Here is a 22179-nt window from a genome sequence, read left to right as displayed (position 1 = left end):
CTGGTAGAGACCAATTCGCCGCTGGAAACGATGTCAGAGCTGTGCCATATGACTGTCACACGCAATTCCGGAGGCGACGGATCCGCTGGACGGATCGATCGGCAGACAAACGGAATTTCTCGCTCGCATGGACAGCCGCACGCCCGACCTTCGCGATCTGCTCGGCAAGCGGGTGCGCATCCTGCACACCAAGCGGCGCCTCAGCATCCAGAAACGCATCGTCGAGTTCGAGCAGCAGACCTATGTGCTGCATTTCTTCCTGCGCAAGTCGACGAAGGAGCGGTTCGAGGCGGCGGTGCGCAGGCTCCAGGAAGCGGGCATTTCCGCCCAGCATGTCTGTGCCGGCACCCGCTCGCGGCGCGAGGCGCTGCGGGCCGGCGGCCACTGGCTGGCGCTCTCCTTCCTGCCCGGCACGCCGCTGACGCGCAAGGCCCATCCGAAGGCTCTCGCCGCGCTCGGCGGGACGCTGGCGAAGCTGAACGCGATCGAAGGCGCCGCAGCGGGCGCGCTCTTCGAGCGGCGACGGCCCGTGCTGCCGCACGAGGCCTATCTCTCGCTGAACGGCGCGGCGCACACGCCGGAAGAGCAGCGCTGGATCGAGGAAAGCCTTGCCCGCATGCGCCGGCTCCCCGCCAACCAGCTCACCCATGGCGATCTCTACGGCAGCAACATCATCGAGCAGGACGACCATGCGATCGGCCTGATCGACTACGAGCTGATGACCTATGACGTGTCGGGCATCGAACTTGCCGCCACGCTGATGCGCCCCTTCTGCCGCCAGAGCGCGCAGCGGCAAAGCCTGCTTCAGGGGTATCTTGCCGCCTGCCCCGCCGCCCTCGCCGATATCTGGCAGCGCCACGCAGCCGATCTCGTCTTCACTGCCGCAACGCGTCTGCTGGCCGCGCGGCAGAAGCGAATCCGCCACCTCGCCATCCGTGATCGCCTGCTGGCGGCCGGCGAGCGCGTGCTGCCGGCCTCGATGCGCACGCGGGCGGGAGACCGGCGTGCGGCCATTACGAGGAACATTGCCTCCGCCCGGGAGAACGAAGCCTATTACCGGCATATCGCCAGGACCATGATCGGCCTCTGCCTTGCCGAACCGGCGATCGATCCCGTGCGCCTCCTGGAACAGTGCGACGCGCTCTTCCGCAAAACGCCCTGATCCGCAAGAAACGGGTGTCGCAGCCTCGGCAAAGACGGGAAGGTGCCGGCCTGTCAACCGGAGCTTCCGCCATGCCCATCCGCTTCCTTCCGATACCGACCGAAACCGTCACCGCCTACCGGACCGGCGGCAAGGATGCCTACGGCCTTTCCCCCGAACGCCATATCTCCGACGGCGTCGGCGTGCCCTGCCGTCATTGCCTGCAGATGGTCGGCGCCGGGGAACCCTATCTCATCCTGGCGCACCGCCCCTTCCCAGCCATGCAGCCCTTTGCGGAAACCGGGCCGATCTTCCTGCATGCCGAGCCCTGCGCGGCCCATGAGCCCTCGCAAATCCTGCCGCCGATGCTGACCAGCCGCGATTACATCGTGCGCGGCTATTCGGCGGAAAACCGCATCCTCTACGGCAGCGGCGCCGTGGTGCCGACGCCCGACATCCCGGACCATGCCGCAACGCTGCTCGCCCGGGAGGACGTCGCCTATCTGCATATCCGCTCCGCCCGCTACAATTGCTACCAGTGCCGCGTCGAGCGGGCATGAAAAAGGCCCGGATCGCTCCGGGCCTCCTCCTGTCCGTTGCCGTGGCCGGTCAGGCGACGTTCAGCACCGCTTCCGGCGCATAGGCCTCGTAGCCGAGCGCGTCGGCGACCGGGCGGTTCGTCACGCGGCCCTTGTGTACGTTGAGGCCGGCGCGCAGGTGCCGGTCCTCGGCGATCGCCTTCAGGCCCTTGTCGGCAAGCTGCAGGCCGTAATGCAGCGTCGCGTTGTTCAGGGCATGGGCCGAGGTGACCGGTACGGCGCCCGGCATGTTGGCGACGCAGTAGTGCACCACGCCGTCGACCTCGTAGGTCGGATCGGAATGGGTGGTGGCGTGCGAGGTCTCGAAGCAGCCGCCCTGGTCGATGGCGACGTCGACGATGACCGCGCCCTTCTTCATGCCCGAGAGCATTTCGCGCGTGACGAGCTTGGGCGCCGCCGCACCGGGGATCAGCACCGCGCCGATGACGAGATCGGCGGAGAAGACCTCCTCTTCCAGCGCGTCGATCGTCGAATAGCGGGTGTGGATGCGCCCGCCGAAGAGGTCATCGAGCTGGCGCAGGCGCGGGATCGAGCGGTCGAGGATGGAGACATCCGCGCCGAGGCCGGCGGCCATCTTCGCCGCATGCAGGCCGACGACGCCGCCGCCGATGATCGCGACCTTGGCCGGCAGCACGCCCGGCACGCCGCCGAGCAGGATGCCGCGGCCGCCATTGGCCTTCTGCAGCGCCGTCGCGCCCGCCTGGATGGAAAGGCGGCCGGCGACCTCGGACATCGGGGCGAGCAACGGCAGGCCGCCGCGCTCGTCCGTCACCGTCTCATAGGCGATGGCGGTGACGCCGGAGGCAAGAAGGCCCTTGGTCTGGTCCGGATCGGGCGCAAGGTGGAGGTAGGTGTAGAGAATCTGTCCGTCGCGGAGTTGCGCCCATTCGGCGGGCTGCGGTTCCTTGACCTTCACCACCATGTCGCATTTCTGGAAGATATCGGCGGCGGTGGCTGCAATCTTCGCGCCGGCGGCGCGATAGGCGTCATCGTCTGCGCCGATGCCGGCGCCGGCCTTGGTCTCGACGAGAACCTCGTGGCCGTGGGCCACATATTCGCGCACGGCACCGGGCGTCAGACCCACCCGATATTCATGATTCTTGATTTCCTTCGGACAACCGACACGCATGCGCGTTCCTTTCCCAGTCTGTTCCCGTTTTTGCTTGCCGCCGCTCCCGGCGGGGATCACCATGGAAGCAGAGGACGGACGCAATGTCCTTGCAAAGCCGGTTTGCGAAACGGCGACCTGTCGAATATTCTCCTGATATTAGCAGAATTTTCGAAGGAAATTCGAATGGCGCACTTGGATGCAATCGATACTGCGATCCTCAGGGTGATTCAGCAGAACGGGCGGATCTCCAATGCGGAGCTGGCCGAGCGTGTCGGCCTGTCGCCCTCGGCCTGCTCGCGCCGCCTCGACATCCTGGAAAAATCCGGCACCGTCACCGGGTACCATGCCCGCATCTCGCCCAAGGCGCTCGACTACAAGATGATCGCCATCGTGCACATCTCGCTGTCCGGCCAGTTCGCCAAGACGCTCGCGGAATTCGAGGCGGCGGTAAAACTCTGCCCCAATGTGCTGGTCTGCTACCTGATGTCGGGCGAATACGACTATATCCTGCGCGTCGCCGCCAAGGACCTTGAGGATTACGAGCGCATCCACCGCGACTGGCTGTCGGCGCTTCCCCATGTGGTGAAGATCAATTCGAGCTTTGCGTTGCGCGAGATCATCGACCGGCCGAATGTCGGGGTCTAGCTGGAAATAACCCGGTTGCGGCCGGCATTCTTGGCGGCGTAGAGCCGTGCATCGGCGGCCGAAAGCAGGGCGTTCAGCGTCGTGCCGTCGCTGTAGCTGTTGGCGACGCCGATGCTGACGGTCATCGGCACGCCGTCCGGCCGGCGGATTTCGGCCTCGACGGTCCGGCGCAGCATTTCCGCCCGCTCGGTGCCGGCTGCAGGGGCAATGTCCTCGCAGATGACGACGAACTCCTCGCCGCCGAAGCGGAACAGCCGGTCGCTGGCGCGAAGGGCCCGCTGCAGGCTGGCGGCGGTCTCCTTCAGCACGCCGTCGCCGGCAAGATGCCCGAAGCGGTCGTTGACGTCCTTGAAGTGGTCGGCGTCGATGATCATCAGCGCCAGCGGCTTGCCCGCCGCCATCATGGCCGAGAGCATGCGCGGCGCCTCGTATTCGAGGCGGCTGCGGTCATAGACGCCGGTCAGCGCGTCCCGGCCGGAGCGGTCGAGCAGGTCCTCGTAGCGCTCGCGGAAGGTCAGGTCGGCGAAGATGTCCGAGATGGGGCGCGGTGAGACAGGAATGGCCGAGATGCGCGAATAATGCAGATAGACGGTGATCAGCACCGCATAGGCGCTCGCCGCCAGCATCTTGGCGATCCAGCCGCCCCAGAACACCTCGGTCGGCGCGCCGTTCAGGAAATGCAGCGCGGCGAAGAAGCCGATCTGGTCGAAGGTGAGCACGGCGACGCCCGAGACGAAGAAGCGCAGGGCCGTGCTCTTCTTGAAGACCCGCCCGAGCCGCTCGTAGAGCAGGATGATCGCCAGCGAATCGAGATAGAGCAGCGTCGTGCCCCACAGCATCAGCCAGCCCATCTCGTCGATGAAGGCGAGATCGGCGATGCGGCCGGGCACCACGCCGATGGTCTGGTGGTGGCGCAGGAAGAAGCCGAGGCCGACCGTCAGGAAATTGCCGGCGAGCAGGCCGTAGATCGGCGCGCGCACCACGGAGGCGTCCTCCTTCACATAGAGGAGAAGGATCATCATCAGCTTGCCGGAAAACAGCACCGAGGAACCGGGCGAAATGACGCCGAAGGGCAGTTCGATATAGAAGACCGCCGCCAGGTAGGTCTCCAGGAAGTGCATGACGCCGAGCGCGGCGATGAACATGCCGATGCCCAGTTGATGGCGCAGGTGCAGAAGGCCCACCATGAAGACGAAGTAGAACCCGGCCTCGATGAGAAGCAGGATCAGGTTTTCAGTGCCCATGGCCGGTCCGCAGCATTTTCGATTGCCCGGCAGCTAATCGTACCGGGAGAGTCGCAACAAGTGATTTTCCCGCGGATACAGGCAATTGCGCCGGTTCTCCAGCGCCTTCGTGCAATTGTGTATGAGTTTTCACAGGGGCGGACGGAAAAATCCACCCTGGAGCCGTCAGACCTGCCGGCTTTCCGCGCCGTCCGCGAAGAGCGCGGCACCGTTCTGGTCGGCGATCTGCCTTGCCTTGCGGAAGGTCGCGGCGACCGTATCGTCCCGCGAGGAGAAGAGATCGGCGCGGATGAAGCTGCGGGTCAGCACCCGCTCTCCATCCCGCTTCTCGATCCGGCCGGCAAGGCGGTACTGCCCGCCCTCCGGAATGGGAGCCGCGACGAGGGTGAGGTCGTTGTAGGCCTCGGTTTCCTCCGCGACTTTCGCCGGAGCTGCCGAGTCGCCGCCGCGACCGAAGAGTTTTGAAAAGAACGATGCCATGGCCGATTGCTAACACAGGCCGCGGCGGCCTCCAAGGGGAGAGCTGTGGATAGTCTGCCTGCTGCCGCCCCCTCCACCGGCAAAGACGAGGAGGCGGCAGCGGGAAAAGGCAGGCTAGATGACGAGATTGGCCAGAATCTCGTTTTCCGTGATGTCCTGGTAGCGCAGGCCCGCCCCGTCGAAGGCCTTCTTCAGCGCGGCGAAATTCTCCGGCGCCTTGGTCTCGATGCCGATGAGGATCGAGCCGAAGTTGCGGGCGGATTTCTTGAGATATTCGAAGCGGGCGATGTCGTCGTCCGGACCGAGCAGGTTGAGGAAGTCGCGCAGCGCGCCGGGGCGCTGGGCAAGGCGCAGGATGAAGTATTTCTTCAGCCCCGCATGGCGCATGGCGCGTTCCTTGACGTCCGGCAGGCGCTCGAAGTCGAAATTGCCGCCGGAGACGACGGCGACGACCGTCTTGCCCTCCAGCGCCTCGCGGCCGAGCGCGTCGAGCGCCGTCAGCGACAGCGCGCCGGCCGGCTCCAGCACCACGCCCTCGACGTTCAGCATGTCGATCATCGTCACGCAGATCGCGTTTTCCGACAGCAGCATCACTTGGTCGGCGGAAAAACGGCTGAGCGCGGCGAAATTGAGCGCGCCGATCTGGCCGACCGCGGCGCCGTCGACAAAATTGTCGACCTGGTCGAGCGTCACCACCGCGCCGCTTTCGAGGCTGCGCCGCAGGCTCGGCGCGCCCGCCGGCTCGCAGAAGAGGAAGCTCGACGGGCCGATCCTGCCGTCGAGATAGCCCGTTATGCCGGAGGCGAGGCCGCCGCCGCCGACCGGCAGCACGACGAGGTCCGGCAGCTTGCCGTCGGGCAACTGCCGGACGAATTCCGCCGCCACCGTCGCCTGCCCCTCAATGATGTCGGCATGGTCGAAGGGCGGCACCATCAGCGCGCCGGTCGCCTCCGCATGGTCTCGGGCCGCCTTGTAGCACTGGTCGAAGAAGTCGCCGACGAGCTTGATCGTCACGAATTCGCCGCCGAACATGCGCGTCTTGTCGATCTTCTGCTGCGGCGTCGTCACCGGCATGAAGACCACGCCCGGCACGCCGAAATGGCGGCAGACGAAGGCGAAGCCCTGCGCGTGGTTGCCGGCCGAGGCGCAGACGAAGCTGCGCGCGCCGGCCTCGTCGGCGAGCACCTTGCGGAAGAAGTTGAAGGCCCCGCGGATCTTGTAGGAGCGCACCGGCGAGAGATCCTCGCGCTTGAGGTAGATCTCCGCACCGTAGCGGGCGGAGAGATGTTCGTTCAGTTGGAGCGGCGTTTCGGGAAAGAGGCCGCGCAGGGCCTCCATGGCCGTGTCGACGTCGGATGTCATGCTCTGGTCCGTGTTCGATGGATTGGGTTCAAAAAACTGCGTATCTCGCCTTCGGGAAAGGACAGAGGCAGGCAAAGCCGATCATTCTTCAAACCTTTCCGATGCTCCGCGCCGCGGGAGCCACGCGGCAGAACCGGTCCGCACCGGAATGGACCCGCGCCGGCGCGCCATCCTTGAGTTTGGACGATGCAAAGGCTATGGCATATCGACGCGACGGTTACCACCCGCCCTGGCCAGCATGGCCTCTTCGAGACCAGAACTTGAACGCCACCATCTTCCGATCCGCCATCAATATCGCAGCGATCAGCGGGATCTATCTTTCCGTGGCGATGCTGATCCCGGCCATCATCGATGTCTATTACGGCCATCCCGATTCGGAGGTGTTCTTCCTCTCCGCCTTCATGACCGGCGGCCTCTCGCTGGCCACGGCCGCGGCGACGCGCGCCGGCCCGCCGCCCTTCAACAAGCGCATGGGCTTTCTCGTCGTCAACATGCTCTGGCTTTCCGGCAGCATCATCGGCGCCATTCCGCTCTGGCTGTCCTCGCTGAACCTCACCTTCGCGCAGGCCTTCTTCGAATCGGTCTCGGCGATCAGCACGACCGGCTCCACCGTCATCACCGGCCTCGACGATGCGCCGCCGGGCGTGCTCATGTGGCGCTCGCTGCTGCACTGGCTCGGCGGCGTCGGCATCCTGGCGCTCGGCCTCTTCATCATGCCGTATCTGCGCGTCGGCGGCATGTCCTTCTTCAAGCTCGAATCATCGGACACGGCCGACAAGCCCTTCGCCCGCATCGCGAGCTACACCCGCGCCTTCCTCGCCCTCTATGTCGGCATCACCCTGCTTTGCGCCGTCGTCTACGCCGCGCTCGGCATGGGCCGCTTCGATGCGCTGAACCATGCCATGTCGACGGTGGCGACCGGCGGGCTTTCGACGCACGACGCCTCGTTCGGCTATTTCAACAGCCTGCCGCTGCTGTGGGCCGCCACCTTCTTCATGACGCTCTCCAGCCTGCCCTTCTCGGTGCTGATCCTCTTCGTCGTGCGCGGGCGGCTGGATGCGTGGCGCGACCCGCAGATCCGCGTCTTCCTCGGCTATCTCGCGTTCTTCGCCATTGCCGCGAGCGTCTTCCAGCGGCTGGAAAACGGCGTCAGCTTCCACGAGGCGCTCGCCCACGCCTTCTTCACCGTCGCCTCGATCCTGTCGACGACGGGCTTTGCCAGCGACGACTATACGCAATGGGGCCATTTCATCGTGGCACTCGCTTTCGTCGCCACCTTCATGGGCGGCTGTTCGGGCTCGACCTCCGGGGGCCTGAAGGCCTATCGCCTGATCATCCTCTTCAATTTCATCCGCACCGGCCTCTACCGCCTGATCTATCCGGACGGCATCCATGCCGTGCGCTACGGCACGATGACCGTCGATGCCGACTTCCAGCGCAGCGTCTTCCTGTTCTTCATCACCTATGTCGCGATCTCGGCCCTCGGGGCGATCCTGCTCGGCCTGATGGGTTACGACATCCTGACGGCGATCTCGGCCGCCGCCACCTCGCTGTCGAATGTCGGCCCCGGCGTCACGCAGGCGATCGGGCCGGCCGGCACGTTCGCCGGCTTCCACGACGCCGCGCTCTACGTGCTCTCCCTGCTGATGCTGCTCGGCCGCCTCGAAATCCTCACCGTTCTCGTCATCCTCACACCGCTCTTCTGGAAGAGCTGATCGCGGCGCGCGCCGCGCGGCGTTCTTGACTGTTGCCAAGCTTCTTCGCATCCTGCCGCCAACCGGCTGGAGGAAGACGGAATGTTCGTGTCGAAGTCCCTGTTGCGCATGACCCTTGTCGCCGCGCTCGCGCCCACGCTCGCCCTTGCCGGCCCCCTTGCGGATGCGGCCAGGAAGGCCGAGGAGCAGGCCGCGGCCGGCGACACGGTCGGCGCGCACAACACGATCCGCGATGCCTTCGGCGCCTTTGCCGCCACGCTGCCCTTCTCGATCGGCAAGGCCGTCTTCGTTTCGTCGGCACCGGAAGGCTACGGCATGTATGCGGTGCGGCCGGAAGCGAGCTTCAAGGCGGGCGAGGCACTCATCTCCTATGTCGAGCCGGTCGGCCTCACCTGGCGGCCGGCCGACGGGGGCCTGCTCGAATCGCATTTCACCGTCGACCTGGAACTGCTCGACCCGAAGGGCACGGTGCTCGCCGAGCAGAAGGCCTTCGGCTCCTTCGATTTCAAGGGCAGCGTGCGCAACCAGGAGGTCTTCGCCAAGCTGACGCTCAATCTCAGCGGCCCACCGGCCGGCGACTATGTGCTGCGCTATCGCTTCCGCGATGCCGCAAGCGGGGCGGTCGCTATCAGCGAGCAGCCGTTCAAGATCGTTCCCTGAGCGACTTTTCCACAGGCACGCAGAGAATTGTGACAAGCCGGAATCCGTGCTTTCCAGCGGGTTGACGGTCAATTATGACAGCCGCATGACAACCCCAGCCACGTAAGGGGCACCCATGCTTTCGCTGTTTCGCAAACTCATGCCGCGCGAGGACCGTTTCTTCGATCTCTTCGAGCAGCATTCCCGCACCGTCGTCGGCGCCGCCGAAGCCCTCCAGTCGCTCCTTGCCGGCGGGCCGGACATGGAAGAACACTGCAACCGCATCGTCGAACTGGAAGACAAGGCCGACGACATCACCCGCGAGGTGCTGCTCGCCGTGCGCCGCAGCTTCATCACGCCCTTCGACCGCGGCGACATCAAGGACCTGATCCAGTCGATGGACGACGCCATCGACATGATGCACAAGACGGTCAAGACCATCCGCCTCTACGAGCAGACGAGCTTCCAGCCCGGCATGCAGGAAATGGGCGCCGCCGTCGTCAAGGCCGCCCATCTCGTCGCCGAGGCCATTCCGCTGCTCGACAAGGTGGGCGTGCATGCCGGCCGCCTCACCTCGATCGCCGAGGAGGTCACCCGCGTCGAAGGCCGCTCGGACGAGCTGCACGACCAGGGGCTGAAAGACCTCTTCAGGCAATACGGCAAGACCGATCCGATGGCCTATATCATCGGCAGCGAGATCTATGGCGAGCTGGAGAAGGTCGTCGACCGCTTCGAGGACGTCGCCAATGAAATCAGCGGTATCGTGATCGAGAACGTCTGATGGACGCCACCCTCGCCTTTCCGCTGCTCGTCGGCCTCGTCGGCATCGCGCTGCTGTTCGATTTCCTGAACGGCCTGCACGATGCGGCGAACTCGATCGCCACGATCGTCTCGACGCGCGTGCTGCGCCCGCAATATGCCGTCATCTGGGCGGCGTTCTTCAACTTCATCGCCTTCCTGTTCTTCGGCCTGCATGTCGCCGAGACGCTCGGCAAGGGCATCATCGATCCCGGCATCGTCAACCCGCTCGTCATCTTCGCGGCGCTGATGGGCGCGATCATCTGGAACGTCGTCACCTGGATCTTCGGCATCCCCTCCTCCTCCTCGCACGCCCTCATCGGCGGCCTCGTCGGCGCGGGCCTTGCCAGGACCGGCTTCGAGGCCGTCGTCTGGAGCGGCCTCATCAAGACGGCAAGCGCCATCTTCCTGTCGCCCGCCATCGGCTTCCTGCTGGCGCTGATCCTGGTGCTCACGGTCTCCTGGCTCTTCGTGCGCCAGACGCCGTTCGCCGTCGACCGCACCTTCCGTGTCATGCAGTTCATCTCGGCCTCGCTCTATTCGCTCGGCCATGGCGGCAACGACGCGCAGAAGACCATGGGCATCATCGCCGTGCTGCTCTTCTCGCAGGGCTATCTCGGCGGCGAGTTCCATGTGCCCTTCTGGGTGGTCATCACCTGCCAGGCGGCGATGGCGCTCGGCACCCTGATGGGCGGCTGGCGCATCGTGCACACGATGGGTTCCAAGATCACTCGCCTCAACCCGATGCAGGGTTTCTGCGCGGAGACCGGCGGGGCGATCACCCTTTTCGCCGCCACCTGGCTCGGCATCCCGGTCTCGACGACGCATACGATCACCGGCGCGATCATCGGCGTCGGCGCCGCCCGGCGCGTTTCGGCCGTGCGCTGGGGCGTCGCCGGCAACATCGTCTGGGCCTGGATCATCACGCTGCCGTCCGCCGCCGCGATCTCCGCCCTCTTCTTCCTCGTCATCAACGCCGTCACCGGCTGAGGCCTTCTGAAACGAGAACGGCGGAAGCGTTGCCGCTTCCGCCGTTCCCGGCGTGCCGTTTCAAGCCGGATCAGAAAAGGTCCGGCACATGCTTGGCCACATGGACCGGCTGGCCGTGATCCTGCGAGGCGAGGAAGTCGAACGCGTCGGAGCCGGTCGCGCCCGAGGCATCGTCGATGGCGAAGGGCCGGGCGGCGAAGGCCGCATCGCCGTGGTCGCTGCCGGCTGCCGCCACCTTCTTGAACACGAAGGCGTCGGCACCGCCGTGATCGTCGTCCGCCGGCTCGCCCGCCTTCTTCTTCACGCTGGTGAACTTGAGCTGGAGCTTGCTGAAGAGCTCGGCGGTCTTGGCCGATTCGAAGAGATACTTGTCGCTCTTGTCGTAATAGTCGCCGAAGGCCTTGAGGTTGAGCTTGGCGGTGCCGATCACGTCGCCGTCGCCGTCCACCGCCTTGAACGTCACCACGTCGCCGGCAATCTTCGTCGAGGTGATGGTCATCTTCTCGGTGCCGAGGGCATAGACCAGCTTGAACTTGCTGAAATCCCCATCCTTTTCGAGGTTGAGGCTGTAGTTCATCTTGGTCTTGAAGCTGTCGGTATAGGTCGCCTTGATGGTGATTCCGGCCTTCGTCTGCGCCGTGGAATAGGCCAGCGTGCTGCTATAGCCCTCCCCCTTGATCTTCAGCGACAGGCTCGTCGTTGTCTTGCCCACCTTCATCAGGATGTCGGTGGTGCTGTCGCCGAAGCTGCTGTCGATCTCCACGGTGGCCTTCAGCGTCGTGGAGGTCTGGCTGTACTTGGTCAGCTTGACCGTAAAATCACCGACCCCGTTCAGCGAACCGTAAGTCTTCTGCAGATAGGCCTTCGTCAAATATTTCGGAAATTTCATCTATGCCCCCAATGTTGCCTCAAGTTGAAACATTGGGCGCTAATAAAACGAGAGTTTCTTCACCTTGCAAGAGACCGACTCTGGATTGCGTCTTGCCGCGTGGACGGAGACGGCGATGTGTTGCAAGGCCGGCACATTCCGGGCAGGGAGCGATGGAAACGTCTCAAGGGCAGCCGGTGGCGATCGCACTTCGCCGTATCCGCGATCCCCTCGGCCTGCGAATCACCCGTCTCCGGCGCCGAACGGCGTTCGCGGGGCAAACAGTGGTGCGGGCGGCGGGGATCGAACCCGCACAGCCAAGGCCGAGGGATTTTAAGTCCCTTGCGTCTACCAGTTTCGCCACGCCCGCCTAGCCTGCTTTTCGGGGAGTACGCCCGCTTCGTCAATAGGCTCGGCCGACTTCTCGAAACAGAAAAAGGGCGCAGCCCTGATGCGGGCCGCACCCTCTTCATCGGCGATGCTTCAGGAGAGCATCAGGCCGAGAGTTTTGCCGCGATCCTGGCGACATGAGCGCCCTGGAAGCGGGCGGCGTCCAGTTCGATCTCCGAGGGCTGGCGCGAGCCGTCGCCGTCGGTGATCGTCGAGGCGCCGTAGGGCGAGCCGCCCTTGACGGCTTCGACGCCCATCTGGCCCTGGAAGGCATAGGGCAGGCCGGCGACGACGAGGCCGTGGTGCAGCAGCGTCGGGATGAAGCCGAGGATGGTCGATTCCTGGCCGCCGTGCTGGGTGGCCGAGGAGGTGAAGACCGAGCCGACCTTGCCGACCAGCTTGCCCTGTGCCCAGAGGCTGCCCGTCTGGTCCCAGAAATTGCGCATCTGCGAGGCGACCGTGCCGAAGCGCGTGCCGGCACCGACGATGATGGCATCGTAGCCGGCCAGCTCGTCGACGGTGGCGATCTCGGCCTTCTGGTCGAGCTTGAAGTGCGAGGCCTTCGCCACCTCTTCCGGCACCAGCTCCGGAACGCGCTTGACGGTCACCTCGGCACCGGCCGACTTCGCGCCTTCCGCCACTGCATAGGCCATGGCTTCGATATGGCCATAGGCCGAGTAGTAAAGAACCAGTACGTTTGCCATCGTCGTCTCCTGTTTCGATGATGCCTTTCCGCTTGATCGCGGCGTCCCCTTGGATGTAGCACTTCGGGGTGGCGGTCCCCCAGCGGCTGCCCGGTCGACAGACTGTTCACCCGCCATTGACAATGCCGTCCCTTCCGGTCGGCATTTCTGTCCGAACTTCAGAGAGCGCCCATGAGTTCCCGCCCCATCGCCACCGCCGCCATGCTCGCCATCGGCGACGAACTGCTCTCCGGGCGCACCAAGGACAAGAATATCGGCCAGCTTGCCGACATGCTCTTCCTCGCGGGCATCGACCTCAAGGAGGTGCGCATCGTCGGCGACGACGAGGACGCGATCGTCGAGGCGCTGAATGCGCTGCGCGCCCGCCATACCTACGTCTTCACCTCCGGCGGCATCGGCCCGACCCATGACGACATCACGGCGGATGCCGTCTCGAAGGCCTTCGGCGTGCCCTGCCGGCACGATCCGCTCGCCATGCAGCTGCTCGGCGCCATGTACGAGCGCCGCGGCGTCGAGTTCAACGAGGCGCGCCAGCGCATGGCGCGCATGCCCGAGGGGGCCGTCCATATCGAGAACGCCGTCTCGACGGCGCCGGGCTTCCACATCGGCAATGTCTATGTCATGGCCGGCGTTCCGCAGGTCTTCACCGCCATGCTCGGCACCGTCGTGCCGAAGCTTGAAGGCGGCGTGCCGATGCTCTCGCGCTCCGTCGCCTCGCCCTTCGGCGAGGGCGACATCGGCAGCGCGCTGGCGGAGATCCAGAAGAAGCATCCCGAAACCAGCATCGGCTCCTATCCGCGCTTCAGCGAGAACCGCTTCTCGACGGAAATCGTCATCCGCAGCCGCGAAGACGCTCCGGCGGAAGCGGCCGAACGTGATATACTTCAGATGATTGCCGAAATCGCCGCGGCCAAGGCTGCGTCTTGATCCCGATCAAGGTTTGGCGACAACGGCAGGCGCATGCTTCCAGAGACCCAGAACAGGAGGCCGAAATGACCTACAAGACCATCGTGGCGGTGCTGAGCGCCGCCGAGGACGCCGGCAAGGTGACGGACCACGCGCTGGCGCTTGCGCGCGAGACGGGCGGCCATGTCATCGGCATCCATGCGGAAGCGCCGGTCGTGGTCACGCTGATCGCGCCTATGGAATATCCCGACCCGAACGCCGTGCTGGATTTGCAGGAGCGCGCCCAGCGCCAGTCGCGCGAGGTCGAGCAGGCCTTCAAGTCGCGCTGCGAACGCGACGACATCTCCTATGAATGGCGCCTCTTCACCGGCACCGCCGGCTATGCCTCCGCCGGCGTCATCGACAGTGCGCGCGGCGCCGACATCGTCATTGCCGGCCAGTTCGACCCCGATCTCGACGGCCCGGCGCGCGAGGACATCGAGGACCTGCTCTACGAGAGCGGCCGCCCGCTCTATCTCGTCTCCAACGCCCCGGCCGGTCCCGCGCCGATCGAGCGCGTGCTGCTCGCCTGGAACGGTTCGCGCGAGGCCGCCCGCGCCGCCTTCGACGCCCTGCCCTTCCTGACGGGCGCGAAGGAGGTGGAGATCTTCACCGTCGACCCGCCGGAAAACGCCATGCAGTCGCGCGATTTCTGCGGCGCCGAGCTTGCGGCGACGCTCGCCCGCCACGGCGTCAAGACGACGGTCGCCTCCGGCGCCTCCGGCGGCCATTCGGTGGCCGAGGTGCTGAACCGGCGCGCGACGGACATCGATGCCGGCCTCATCGTCATGGGCGCCTACAGCCATTCGCGGTTGCGCCAGCGCCTCTTCGGCGGCGTCACCAGCGCCATGATGCGCCATGCCCGCGTGCCGACGCTGATGTCGCGGTAGGCCGTATCGCCGCGACTTCGCTGTGGATCGCCCGGCTTCTGCGGCCGGGCGATGATTTTCATGGGTGCCGAACTGCGCTACGGAGAAGGAATCTTCTTTTTCTGCCTATCAGGAGCCCGCCATGTCGCTGCCCGACAAAGCCTTCCCCGTATCCTGGGATCAGTTTCATCGCGACGCGCGCGCGCTTGCCTGGCGGCTGGCGGATGGCGGGCGTGAGTGGCGGGCGATCGTCTGCATCACCCGCGGCGGCCTCGTGCCGGCGGCGATCGTCTCGCGCGAACTGAACATCCGCGTCATCGAGACCGTCTGTGTCGCCTCCTATCATGACTATGTCTCGCAGGGTGAAATGCATGTCCTGAAGGGCATCTCGGAGGAACTCAGCAAGGAAGGTGGCGAAGGCATCCTCATCGTCGACGACCTGACGGATACCGGCAAGACCGCCGCCGAGGTGCGCGCCATGCTGCCGAAGGCGCATTTCGCCGCCGTCTATGCCAAGCCGAAGGGCCGCCCGCTGGTCGACACCTTCGTCACCGAGGTCAGCCAGGACACCTGGATCTACTTCCCCTGGGACATGGGCTTCACCTACCAGGAGCCGATCGCCAAGGGCACGCGCGGCTGAGCCGCCATGTGCGACGGCGTGAAACAGCAGTCGCGCTACGACGCAACATGCTGATCCGGCGTTTTTTTTCGCTGATGGCCGGTGGATGCGGACCGCACCTGCCGGCTTAATCTTTCCGCAATTCCTGACAAAGATAGTGCTTATATTCACCGCGCCTCTGCGGTGATGGGAGGCATGGGCACGGATGCGCTACGCAAGGCCGGCAATCGCGGCAGCTCTCGTCGGCGTGCTGCTCTTCAGCGAGACGGCCGGCGCGCAGCAGGACGTGCGGGTCACCGCGGTCGCCGACTTCATCGACGCGAACGTTCGCCCCTGGCTTGACGAGCCCGCGATCCTCAATGCCGTCATCGCCCAGAACGCCGCCCATGCCGGGCTCGGCCGGGCGGAGATCGACGATCTCGACGCCCGCTGGCGCAGCGAGCTTTCCAGCGCCGACCGGCCGATGATCGAGGCACAGCTCTCCAATCCCCTCTCGCTCTACCTCAAGGGCCGCCAGCAGGCGGCGGAAGGCCTCATCACCGAAATCTTCGTCATGGACAATCGCGGCCTGAACGTCGGCCAGAGCGACGTCACCTCCGACTACTGGCAGGGGGACGAAGCGAAATGGCAGAAGAGCTTCGGCACCGGCGCCCTCCATATAGAGGAGGCGGAGCGCGATGAGTCCACCCAGCTCATGCAATCCCAGGCGAGCCTGCCGCTCCGCGACCCGGCAACCGGCGCCGTCATCGGGGCCATCACCGTCGGCGTCAATCTCGACGCGCTCTGACGTTACGGAAGAGAATCACTTTATCCACGGATCACAACTCCGTCCGGGTGGCTATTCCCTGAAGTCGGGGGGTGGAAAAGACCCCGGAAATTTACCTGTAATTTTTCTCGCTTTTCCACAGCCGCGTGCCGCCGCTTCCCCCCTTTTGCCCGGAACCCGCTGATTTTTCAGGCATCCGGCGATGTCCCCATTTTCCACAGCCGACAGGCACAAGATGTAGCGTTCAAACTTCCTTCACAAACCAGCCCTTGACGGGAATCGGCCAGATGAGGTTAATGAAATCCAAGTTGCGGCGGCGACTGGACCGGAGTGTTACGAGGTCGGTTCTCATCATGAAATCGCGTATCATGCGCATGTGGCCGGGTGGATGATCCGCTCGCCGCACGGGTTTTCTCGCGCACGTTTTCCTGAAACGCCACCGCATCCGATTGGGCTGGAAAAAAGAAGCTGTTGATACTATATTTAGTATTTGCAGCCATACTCAGCACAAGATACAGGAAGTCGAGATCGATCGGCTTTCCCGCACGGACTGGACGATTTGGGCTGGCTGCAAGCTATTGCGGCCGGACGGGGATAAATTGCGCCCTGTTTTTGAGGCAGGATGCGGCAGCGAAGGACAACGGACAATGCGCATAGAACGTCGTTTCACCAAACCCGGCCAGTCGGCCTATGCGGAAATCGAATTCCGCAAGGCCGTGAGCGAGATCAAGAACCCGGACGGCTCCATCGTCTTCCGCCTTGCGGATATCGACGTGCCGGCCCAGTTCTCCCAGGTCGCCGCCGACATCCTCGCGCAGAAATATTTCCGCAAGGCCGGCGTGCCGGCACGCCTGAAGAAGGTCGAGGAGAACGACGTCCCCTCCTTCCTGTGGCGCTCCGTGCCGGACACCGAAGCCCTGAAGGCGCTCCCCGAGGGTGAGCGCTACGGCTCGGAAACCGACGCCCGCCAGGTCTTCGACCGCCTCGCCGGCACCTGGACCTACTGGGGCTGGAAGGGCAAGTATTTCGCTTCCGAGGAAGACGCTGCCGCCTTCAAGGACGAACTCGCCTATATGCTCGCCACGCAGCGCGTCGCCCCGAACTCGCCGCAGTGGTTCAACACGGGCCTGCACTGGGCCTACGGCATCGACGGCCCCGGCCAGGGCCATTTCTATGTCGACCCCTTCACCGGCAAGCTTACCAAGTCCAAGTCCGCCTACGAGCATCCCCAGCCGCACGCCTGCTTCATCCAGTCCGTCGAGGACGACCTCGTCAACGAGAACGGCATCATGGACCTGTGGGTGCGTGAAGCCCGCCTCTTCAAATACGGCTCCGGCACCGGCTCCAACTTCTCGCACCTGCGCGGCGAAGGCGAAAGGCTTTCGGGCGGCGGCCGTTCCTCCGGCCTGATGAGCTTCCTGAAGATCGGCGACCGCGCGGCCGGTGCCATCAAGTCGGGCGGCACGACGCGCCGCGCGGCCAAGATGGTCGTGGTCGACATCGACCATCCCGATATCGAGGACTACATCAACTGGAAGGTCAAGGAAGAGCAGAAGGTGGCGGCCCTCGTCACCGGCTCGAAGATCGTTGCCAAGCACCTCAAGGCCATCATGAAGGCCTGCGTGAATTGCTCGGCCGACAACGACGCCTGCTTCGATCCCGCCGAGAACCCGGCCCTCAAGCGCGAGATCCGTGCCGCCAAGAAGGACCAGGTTCCGGAAAACTACATCAAGCGCGTCATCCAGTTCGCCAAGCAGGGCTACAAGGACATCGAGTTCAAGACCTACGACACGGACTGGGATTCGGAAGCCTATCTCACCGTCTCCGGCCAGAACTCGAACAATTCCGTCTCGCTGAAGGACGACTTCCTGCGCGCCGTCGAAAATGACGGCGACTGGCACCTCACCGCCCGCAAGGACGGCAAGGTCATGAAGACGCTGAAGGCGCGGGACCTGTGGGAATCGATCTCCTACGCCGCCTGGGCTTCGGCCGATCCGGGCCTGCACTTCAACACGACGATGAACGACTGGCACACCTGCCCGGCCGCCGGCCCGATCCGCGCGTCGAACCCGTGCTCGGAATATATGTTCCTCGACGACACGGCCTGCAACCTCGCCTCGCTGAACCTCCTGCAGTTCAAGGATGCGGCGACGAAGAAGATCAACATCGCCGACTACGAACACGCCGTCCGTCTCTGGACCATCGTGCTCGAAATCTCGGTGATGATGGCCCAGTTCCCGTCGCGCCAGATCGCCGAGCTCTCCTACGAATACCGCACGCTCGGCCTCGGCTATGCCAATATCGGCGGCCTGCTGATGTCCTCGGGCATTCCGTATGACTCGGCCGAAGGCCGCGCCATCGCAGGTAGCCTGACCGCCATCATGACCGGTGTCGCCTATGCGACCTCGGCCGAGATGGCCAGCGAACTCGGCCCCTTCCCGAATTTCGCGCCGAACCGCGACAACATGCTGCGCGTCATGCGCAACCACCGCCGCGCCGCCTATGGCGAGACCGCCGGCTACGAGGCCCTTTCGGTGAACCCGGTCGCCCTCGTCCATGCCGATTGCTCGGATGAGGCGCTTGTCGCCCATGCCGTCGCCGCCTGGGACAAGGCCGTCGAACTCGGCGAGAAGCACGGCTACCGCAATGCCCAGACGACCGTGATCGCGCCGACCGGCACGATCGGCCTCGTCATGGACTGCGACACCACCGGCATCGAGCCCGACTTCGCGCTGGTGAAGTTCAAGAAGCTCGCCGGCGGCGGCTACTTCAAGATCATCAACCGCGCCGTTCCGGAAGCCCTGCGCACGCTCGGCTATTCGGAAAGCCAGATCGCCGAGATCGAGGCCTATGCCGTCGGCCATGGCAATTTCAACCAGGCACCCGCCGTCAACCCCGGCTCGCTGAAGGCCAAGGGTTTTCCGGAAGACAAGATCGAGGCCGTCAATGCCGGCCTGAAGTCCGCCTTCGACATCAAGTTCGCCTTCAACCAGTGGACGCTCGGCGCCGACTTCCTGAAGGACGTGCTGAAGGTCTCGGACGAACAGCTCGCCGACATGTCCTTCAACCTGCTGGAGCATATCGGTTTCTCCAAGAAGGAGATCGAGGCTGCCAATATCCATGTCTGCGGCGCGATGACGCTGGAAGGCGCCCCCTTCCTCAAGGCGGAACACCTGCCGGTCTTCGATTGCGCCAATCCCTGCGGCAAGATCGGCAAGCGCTACCTTTCGGTCGAAAGCCACATCCGCATGATGGCGGCCGCCCAGCCGTTCATCTCGGGCGCCATCTCCAAGACGATCAACATGCCGAACGAGGCGACCGTCGAGGATTGCAAGAACGCCTACATGCTCTCCTGGAAGCTCGCGCTGAAGGCGAACGCCCTCTACCGCGACGGCTCGAAGCTGTCCCAGCCGCTCAACGCCTCGCTGATCGAGGACGCGGAGGACGAGGACGACGCCGTCGAGACGCTGGTCGCAAGCCCGGCCGCCGCCCAGGCCGTGGCGGTCACGGAAAAGATCGTCGAGAAGATCATCGAGCGCGTGGTGCGCGAGCGTGAGAAGCTGCCGAACCGCCGCCAGGGCTACACCCAGAAGGCCGTCATCGGCGGGCACAAGGTGTATCTGCGCACCGGCGAATTCGGCGACGGCCGCCTCGGCGAGATCTTCATCGACATGCACAAGGAAGGCGCCGCCTTCCGCGCGATGATGAACAACTTCGCCATCGCCATCTCGCTCGGCTTGCAGTACGGCGTGCCGCTGGAGGAATATGTGGAGGCCTTCACCTTCACCAAGTTCGAGCCGGCCGGCATCGTCGTGGGCAACGACGCGATCAAGAACGCGACGTCGATCCTCGACTATGTCTTCCGCGAGCTTGCCGTCTCCTATCTCGGCCGCCACGACCTTGCCCATGTCGATACGTCCGACTTCTCCAACACGGCGCTCGGCAAGGGCATCCAGGAAGGCAAGACGAACCTGATCTCGACCGGCTGGACGCGCGGCCACAAGCCGACGCTCATCCAGGGCGGCCAGGGCGGCGATCGCCCGCTGGCAGAACCCAAGGGCGCCGCCACCGCCGCCCCGGCCAAGGCCTCGTCCGTCAGCAACATCACCTCGTTCGCCGGCAGCGCGGCCCGCAAGATCGAGCCGGTGACGGCGATCTCCTCCTCCGAGATCGTTGCCTTCAAGCGCGACTACGAGGAGCGCGCGGCCGAACTTGCCGAGGAGATCGCGGACGAAACGGCCGAGGAAGCAACCGAGAGCATCACCGCCCTCTTCTCCGACAAGGCCGCCGCCCAAGCCGCCAGCGCCAAGGCCGACGCCAAGAAGCTGGAGAACGAGCGCCGCATGCGCTCCATCGCCCAGGGCTACACCGGCAACATGTGCTCCGAGTGCCAGAACTTCACGATGGTGCGCAACGGCACCTGCGAGAAGTGCGACACCTGCGGCTCGACGAGCGGCTGCAGCTGATCCCAGCTCTTCGGCAACAGGATAAAGCAGAACCCCGGGGAATGATCCCCGGGTTTTTTCATTCAGCGGGCAAGTTCGAACTGGATCTCGATCCTGTGGCAGGTGGCGCCCGACCCGTTCCAGCCGTGATAGACCTCCCGGCTTTCGCCGGAGAAGACGTGCCGCGACAGTTCGATCTCCGCGACCAGCGGTGCATAACCCTGGGTGAAGAGCGTGCGCAGGGATCCTTGATGGACCCGCGAGGCGACGATGGTGGGTTCGAGATGGCGCAGCTCCACCGCGCCTGCGTATTCTTCCGGCCTCTCCACCGGGCGGCAGATCTGCCAGTCGAATGGCGTCCTGCCGTCCTTCGGAAGGCCATGGGCTAGGAAGGTCCAGGGGCCGGCGACGGTGAGGCCGTGGTCGCCGATCGCCTTCTCGATGATCGGTGCAAGTTCCGTCGCCGCCTGCCGGATCTCGGGAATGCGGAGGCGGCGTTTCAGGCACAATACCCACATATCCGGCGTCTCGATGATGTTCATGGTCCCTCCTTTTCGCCGCAGACCTATGACCGCGATTGTTTTCGCGCAAGCGACTGCTTGGAAAGCCATGCCAAACTTGAAACCGAAACGGACGAGAGAGGGAAAAATCATTTCAAGGCTGCCGCGATGGCGCGATCTCTCCCGCGAACCTGCGGGCTGAAGCATGATGTCATTGCGGTGTCGGAAAGGGCGGGGTACATGCAAGCCTCCCGTTACGGGAATCGACCTGCCGTCCCGTGATGCAGAAGGAACAGTCGATGCCGATAGCGCCGCGCCGCGGGCCGATTGCCCTTGCCTACCGCGCCCTCGTCCTGCCGGGCGTCATTGCCTACCTCTTTTCCGTCAGCATCGTCGTGCTTGCCGCCGACCGGTTCTGGCTCGTCGACCTGCTCACCTTCGCCTGGCCCTATGTCATCGCCGCGGGCAGCCTGCTCGTCGTCGCGGCCCTGGTGACGCGGCGCCTGAAGGCGATCGTGATTGCCGGCGTCGGCCTTGCCATCGCCCTGATACCGGCGGCTGACGTGCCGACCGCCCGGACCTCTGCCGCCACCAGCGGCCTGAAGGTGCTGACCGCCAATCTCTTCGGACAGAATGTGCAGGATCCGGCCGCCTTCATCGCGCTGCTGCGCAGGGAAAAACCCGATATCGTCATTCTGGAGGAGACGACCGCGCGCTGGGAGCAGGCGCTCGCCGCCGCCGACCTCTATGCCTACGAAAGCAGCCGCGATACGCTCGCGCGGGATGCCATCAAGGTCTTCTCCGCCCTGCCGATCCGCTCGGAGACCGCGCTGAAGCGCGCCTTCATCGAGGAACGCGCCTACAAGCAGCCGCTGCGGCTGGAGCTGGACATGCGCGGCAAGCCGCTCTTCCTCTATGCCTTCCACCCCGAAACGCCGCGCCGGCCGTGGCAGTGGCGCGACCGCAATGCCTATCTTTCGGCCGCCGCCGATGCGGTGCGTGGCGATCTCGAGACGGCGCCGGTCATCGCCGCAGGCGACTGGAACACGCCGACCTGGTCGCCCTTCTTCCGCACCTTCCTCAAGCAGGCAGGCCTTGCCTCCACCGCGGGCGGCTGGCTGCAGCCGGTCACGCGCTTCAGCCCGAGGTTCGATACGATCGGCTATATCGGCGCCTCGATCGACCATGTCGCCGTCTCGCCGGATATTTCTGTGCGGGCACACCGCGTCGGCCCGAATTTCGGCTCGAACCACCTGCCCGTCATCGTCGAGCTCGCGCTGCCGGAAAACTGACCCCTCGCCCGGGCGCGAAAATACCCTATCTTAGAAGGGTGAAACCATTTTGAGGGA

General features: G+C 64.8%; 20 protein-coding genes and 1 tRNA gene. 13 read left to right on the top strand and 8 right to left on the bottom strand.

Annotation, left to right across the window (positions count from 1 at the left end; genetic code table 11):
• The first annotated feature begins 127 nt into the window (after positions 1 to 127).
• Both shn_RS07770 and shn_RS07765 read left to right on the top strand, forming a co-directional pair.
• Positions 128 to 1162 (top strand): phosphotransferase enzyme family protein, encoded by a 1035-nt coding sequence (locus shn_RS07770; RefSeq protein ID WP_064329894.1) that lies wholly within the window; start codon positions 128 to 130, stop codon positions 1160 to 1162.
• Positions 1163 to 1233: 71 nt separating this feature from the next.
• Positions 1234 to 1701 (top strand): DUF1203 domain-containing protein, encoded by a 468-nt coding sequence (locus shn_RS07765; RefSeq protein ID WP_064329893.1) that lies wholly within the window; start codon positions 1234 to 1236, stop codon positions 1699 to 1701.
• 49 nt (positions 1702 to 1750) lie between these two features.
• Here shn_RS07765 and ald read toward each other — a convergent pair whose 3' ends face one another.
• Complete coding sequence (ald, locus tag shn_RS07760) at positions 1751 to 2869, bottom strand: alanine dehydrogenase (protein WP_024270452.1); 1119 nt, start codon at positions 2867 to 2869, stop codon at positions 1751 to 1753.
• 165 nt (positions 2870 to 3034) lie between these two features.
• On the opposite strand from ald, the gene shn_RS07755 reads away from it, so the two are divergent.
• Positions 3035 to 3496, top strand: coding sequence for an Lrp/AsnC family transcriptional regulator (locus shn_RS07755; protein WP_064329892.1), 462 nt, complete (start codon positions 3035 to 3037; stop codon positions 3494 to 3496).
• On the opposite strand, the gene shn_RS07750 is transcribed toward shn_RS07755, so the two are convergent.
• The 3 genes from shn_RS07750 to ilvA form a co-directional block, all read right to left on the bottom strand.
• Positions 3493 to 4740: a diguanylate cyclase gene (locus tag shn_RS07750; RefSeq protein ID WP_064329891.1), complete on the bottom strand. Its 1248-nt coding sequence runs from the start codon at positions 4738 to 4740 to the stop codon at positions 3493 to 3495. The genes shn_RS07755 and shn_RS07750 overlap by 4 nt on opposite strands.
• 165 nt (positions 4741 to 4905) lie before the next feature.
• The gene (locus tag shn_RS07745; protein ID WP_064329890.1) at positions 4906 to 5220 is read right to left on the bottom strand and encodes an HlyU family transcriptional regulator; all 315 of its coding nucleotides are present in this window, start codon (positions 5218 to 5220) and stop codon (positions 4906 to 4908) included.
• Between the two features lie 114 nt (positions 5221 to 5334).
• A complete protein-coding gene (ilvA, locus tag shn_RS07740) occupies positions 5335 to 6582 on the bottom strand; it encodes a threonine ammonia-lyase (RefSeq protein ID WP_064329889.1) in 1248 nt (415 codons plus the stop codon).
• 260 nt (positions 6583 to 6842) lie between these two features.
• Between ilvA and shn_RS07735 the strand changes: the two genes are divergently transcribed.
• From shn_RS07735 to shn_RS07720, 4 genes are all read left to right on the top strand, one after another.
• Positions 6843 to 8297 carry a TrkH family potassium uptake protein gene (locus shn_RS07735; RefSeq protein ID WP_064329888.1) on the top strand — a complete coding sequence of 485 codons (1455 nt, stop codon included), beginning with the start codon at positions 6843 to 6845 and terminating at the stop codon, positions 8295 to 8297.
• 81 nt (positions 8298 to 8378) lie between these two features.
• Positions 8379 to 8957, top strand: a complete 579-nt coding sequence (locus shn_RS07730) for a hypothetical protein (RefSeq protein WP_064329887.1) — start codon at positions 8379 to 8381, stop codon at positions 8955 to 8957.
• Positions 8958 to 9072: 115 nt separating this feature from the next.
• Positions 9073 to 9717, top strand: coding sequence for a DUF47 domain-containing protein (locus shn_RS07725; protein WP_064329886.1), 645 nt, complete (start codon positions 9073 to 9075; stop codon positions 9715 to 9717).
• Positions 9717 to 10724 carry an inorganic phosphate transporter gene (locus shn_RS07720; RefSeq protein WP_064329885.1) on the top strand — a complete coding sequence of 336 codons (1008 nt, stop codon included), beginning with the start codon at positions 9717 to 9719 and terminating at the stop codon, positions 10722 to 10724. Before shn_RS07725 ends, shn_RS07720 begins: the two co-directional genes overlap by 1 nt.
• Positions 10725 to 10794: 70 nt before the next feature.
• On the opposite strand, the gene shn_RS07715 is transcribed toward shn_RS07720, so the two are convergent.
• The 3 genes from shn_RS07715 to wrbA form a co-directional block, all read right to left on the bottom strand.
• Positions 10795 to 11613: a hypothetical protein gene (locus shn_RS07715; RefSeq protein WP_064329884.1), complete on the bottom strand. Its 819-nt coding sequence runs from the start codon at positions 11611 to 11613 to the stop codon at positions 10795 to 10797.
• A 264-nt stretch (positions 11614 to 11877) separates the two neighbouring features.
• Positions 11878 to 11962, bottom strand: a tRNA-Leu gene (locus shn_RS07710).
• A 124-nt stretch (positions 11963 to 12086) separates the two neighbouring features.
• Positions 12087 to 12686 (bottom strand): NAD(P)H:quinone oxidoreductase type IV, encoded by a 600-nt coding sequence (gene wrbA, locus shn_RS07705; RefSeq protein ID WP_064329883.1) that lies wholly within the window; start codon positions 12684 to 12686, stop codon positions 12087 to 12089.
• A 171-nt stretch (positions 12687 to 12857) separates the two neighbouring features.
• Here wrbA and shn_RS07700 point away from each other — a divergent pair, with 171 nt between their 5' ends.
• From shn_RS07700 to shn_RS07680, 5 genes are all read left to right on the top strand, one after another.
• Positions 12858 to 13613 (top strand): competence/damage-inducible protein A, encoded by a 756-nt coding sequence (locus shn_RS07700; protein WP_064329882.1) that lies wholly within the window; start codon positions 12858 to 12860, stop codon positions 13611 to 13613.
• A 65-nt stretch (positions 13614 to 13678) separates the two neighbouring features.
• A complete protein-coding gene (locus shn_RS07695; RefSeq protein ID WP_064329881.1) occupies positions 13679 to 14521 on the top strand; it encodes a universal stress protein in 843 nt (280 codons plus the stop codon).
• A 121-nt stretch (positions 14522 to 14642) separates the two neighbouring features.
• Complete coding sequence (gene gpt, locus shn_RS07690) at positions 14643 to 15140, top strand: xanthine phosphoribosyltransferase (protein WP_064329880.1); 498 nt, start codon at positions 14643 to 14645, stop codon at positions 15138 to 15140.
• A gap of 184 nt (positions 15141 to 15324) precedes the next feature.
• Complete coding sequence (locus shn_RS07685; protein ID WP_064329879.1) at positions 15325 to 15906, top strand: hypothetical protein; 582 nt, start codon at positions 15325 to 15327, stop codon at positions 15904 to 15906.
• A gap of 626 nt (positions 15907 to 16532) precedes the next feature.
• Positions 16533 to 20351 carry a vitamin B12-dependent ribonucleotide reductase gene (locus shn_RS07680; RefSeq protein ID WP_064329878.1) on the top strand — a complete coding sequence of 1273 codons (3819 nt, stop codon included), beginning with the start codon at positions 16533 to 16535 and terminating at the stop codon, positions 20349 to 20351.
• A gap of 62 nt (positions 20352 to 20413) precedes the next feature.
• Here the strand turns inward: shn_RS07680 and shn_RS07675 are convergent, their stop codons facing one another.
• Complete coding sequence (locus tag shn_RS07675) at positions 20414 to 20872, bottom strand: hypothetical protein (RefSeq protein ID WP_064329877.1); 459 nt, start codon at positions 20870 to 20872, stop codon at positions 20414 to 20416.
• 257 nt (positions 20873 to 21129) lie between these two features.
• On the opposite strand from shn_RS07675, the gene shn_RS07670 reads away from it, so the two are divergent.
• Positions 21130 to 22122, top strand: a complete 993-nt coding sequence (locus shn_RS07670) for an endonuclease/exonuclease/phosphatase family protein (RefSeq protein ID WP_168168896.1) — start codon at positions 21130 to 21132, stop codon at positions 22120 to 22122.
• The last annotated feature ends 57 nt before the right edge of the window (positions 22123 to 22179 follow it).

The sequence above is a fragment of the Shinella sp. HZN7 genome, assembly GCF_001652565.1.
Taxonomy (GTDB): Bacteria; Pseudomonadota; Alphaproteobacteria; order Rhizobiales; family Rhizobiaceae; genus Shinella; species Shinella granuli.
Note: the sequence above shows the minus strand (reverse complement) of the source record. Positions and strands in the feature narration are given on the sequence as shown.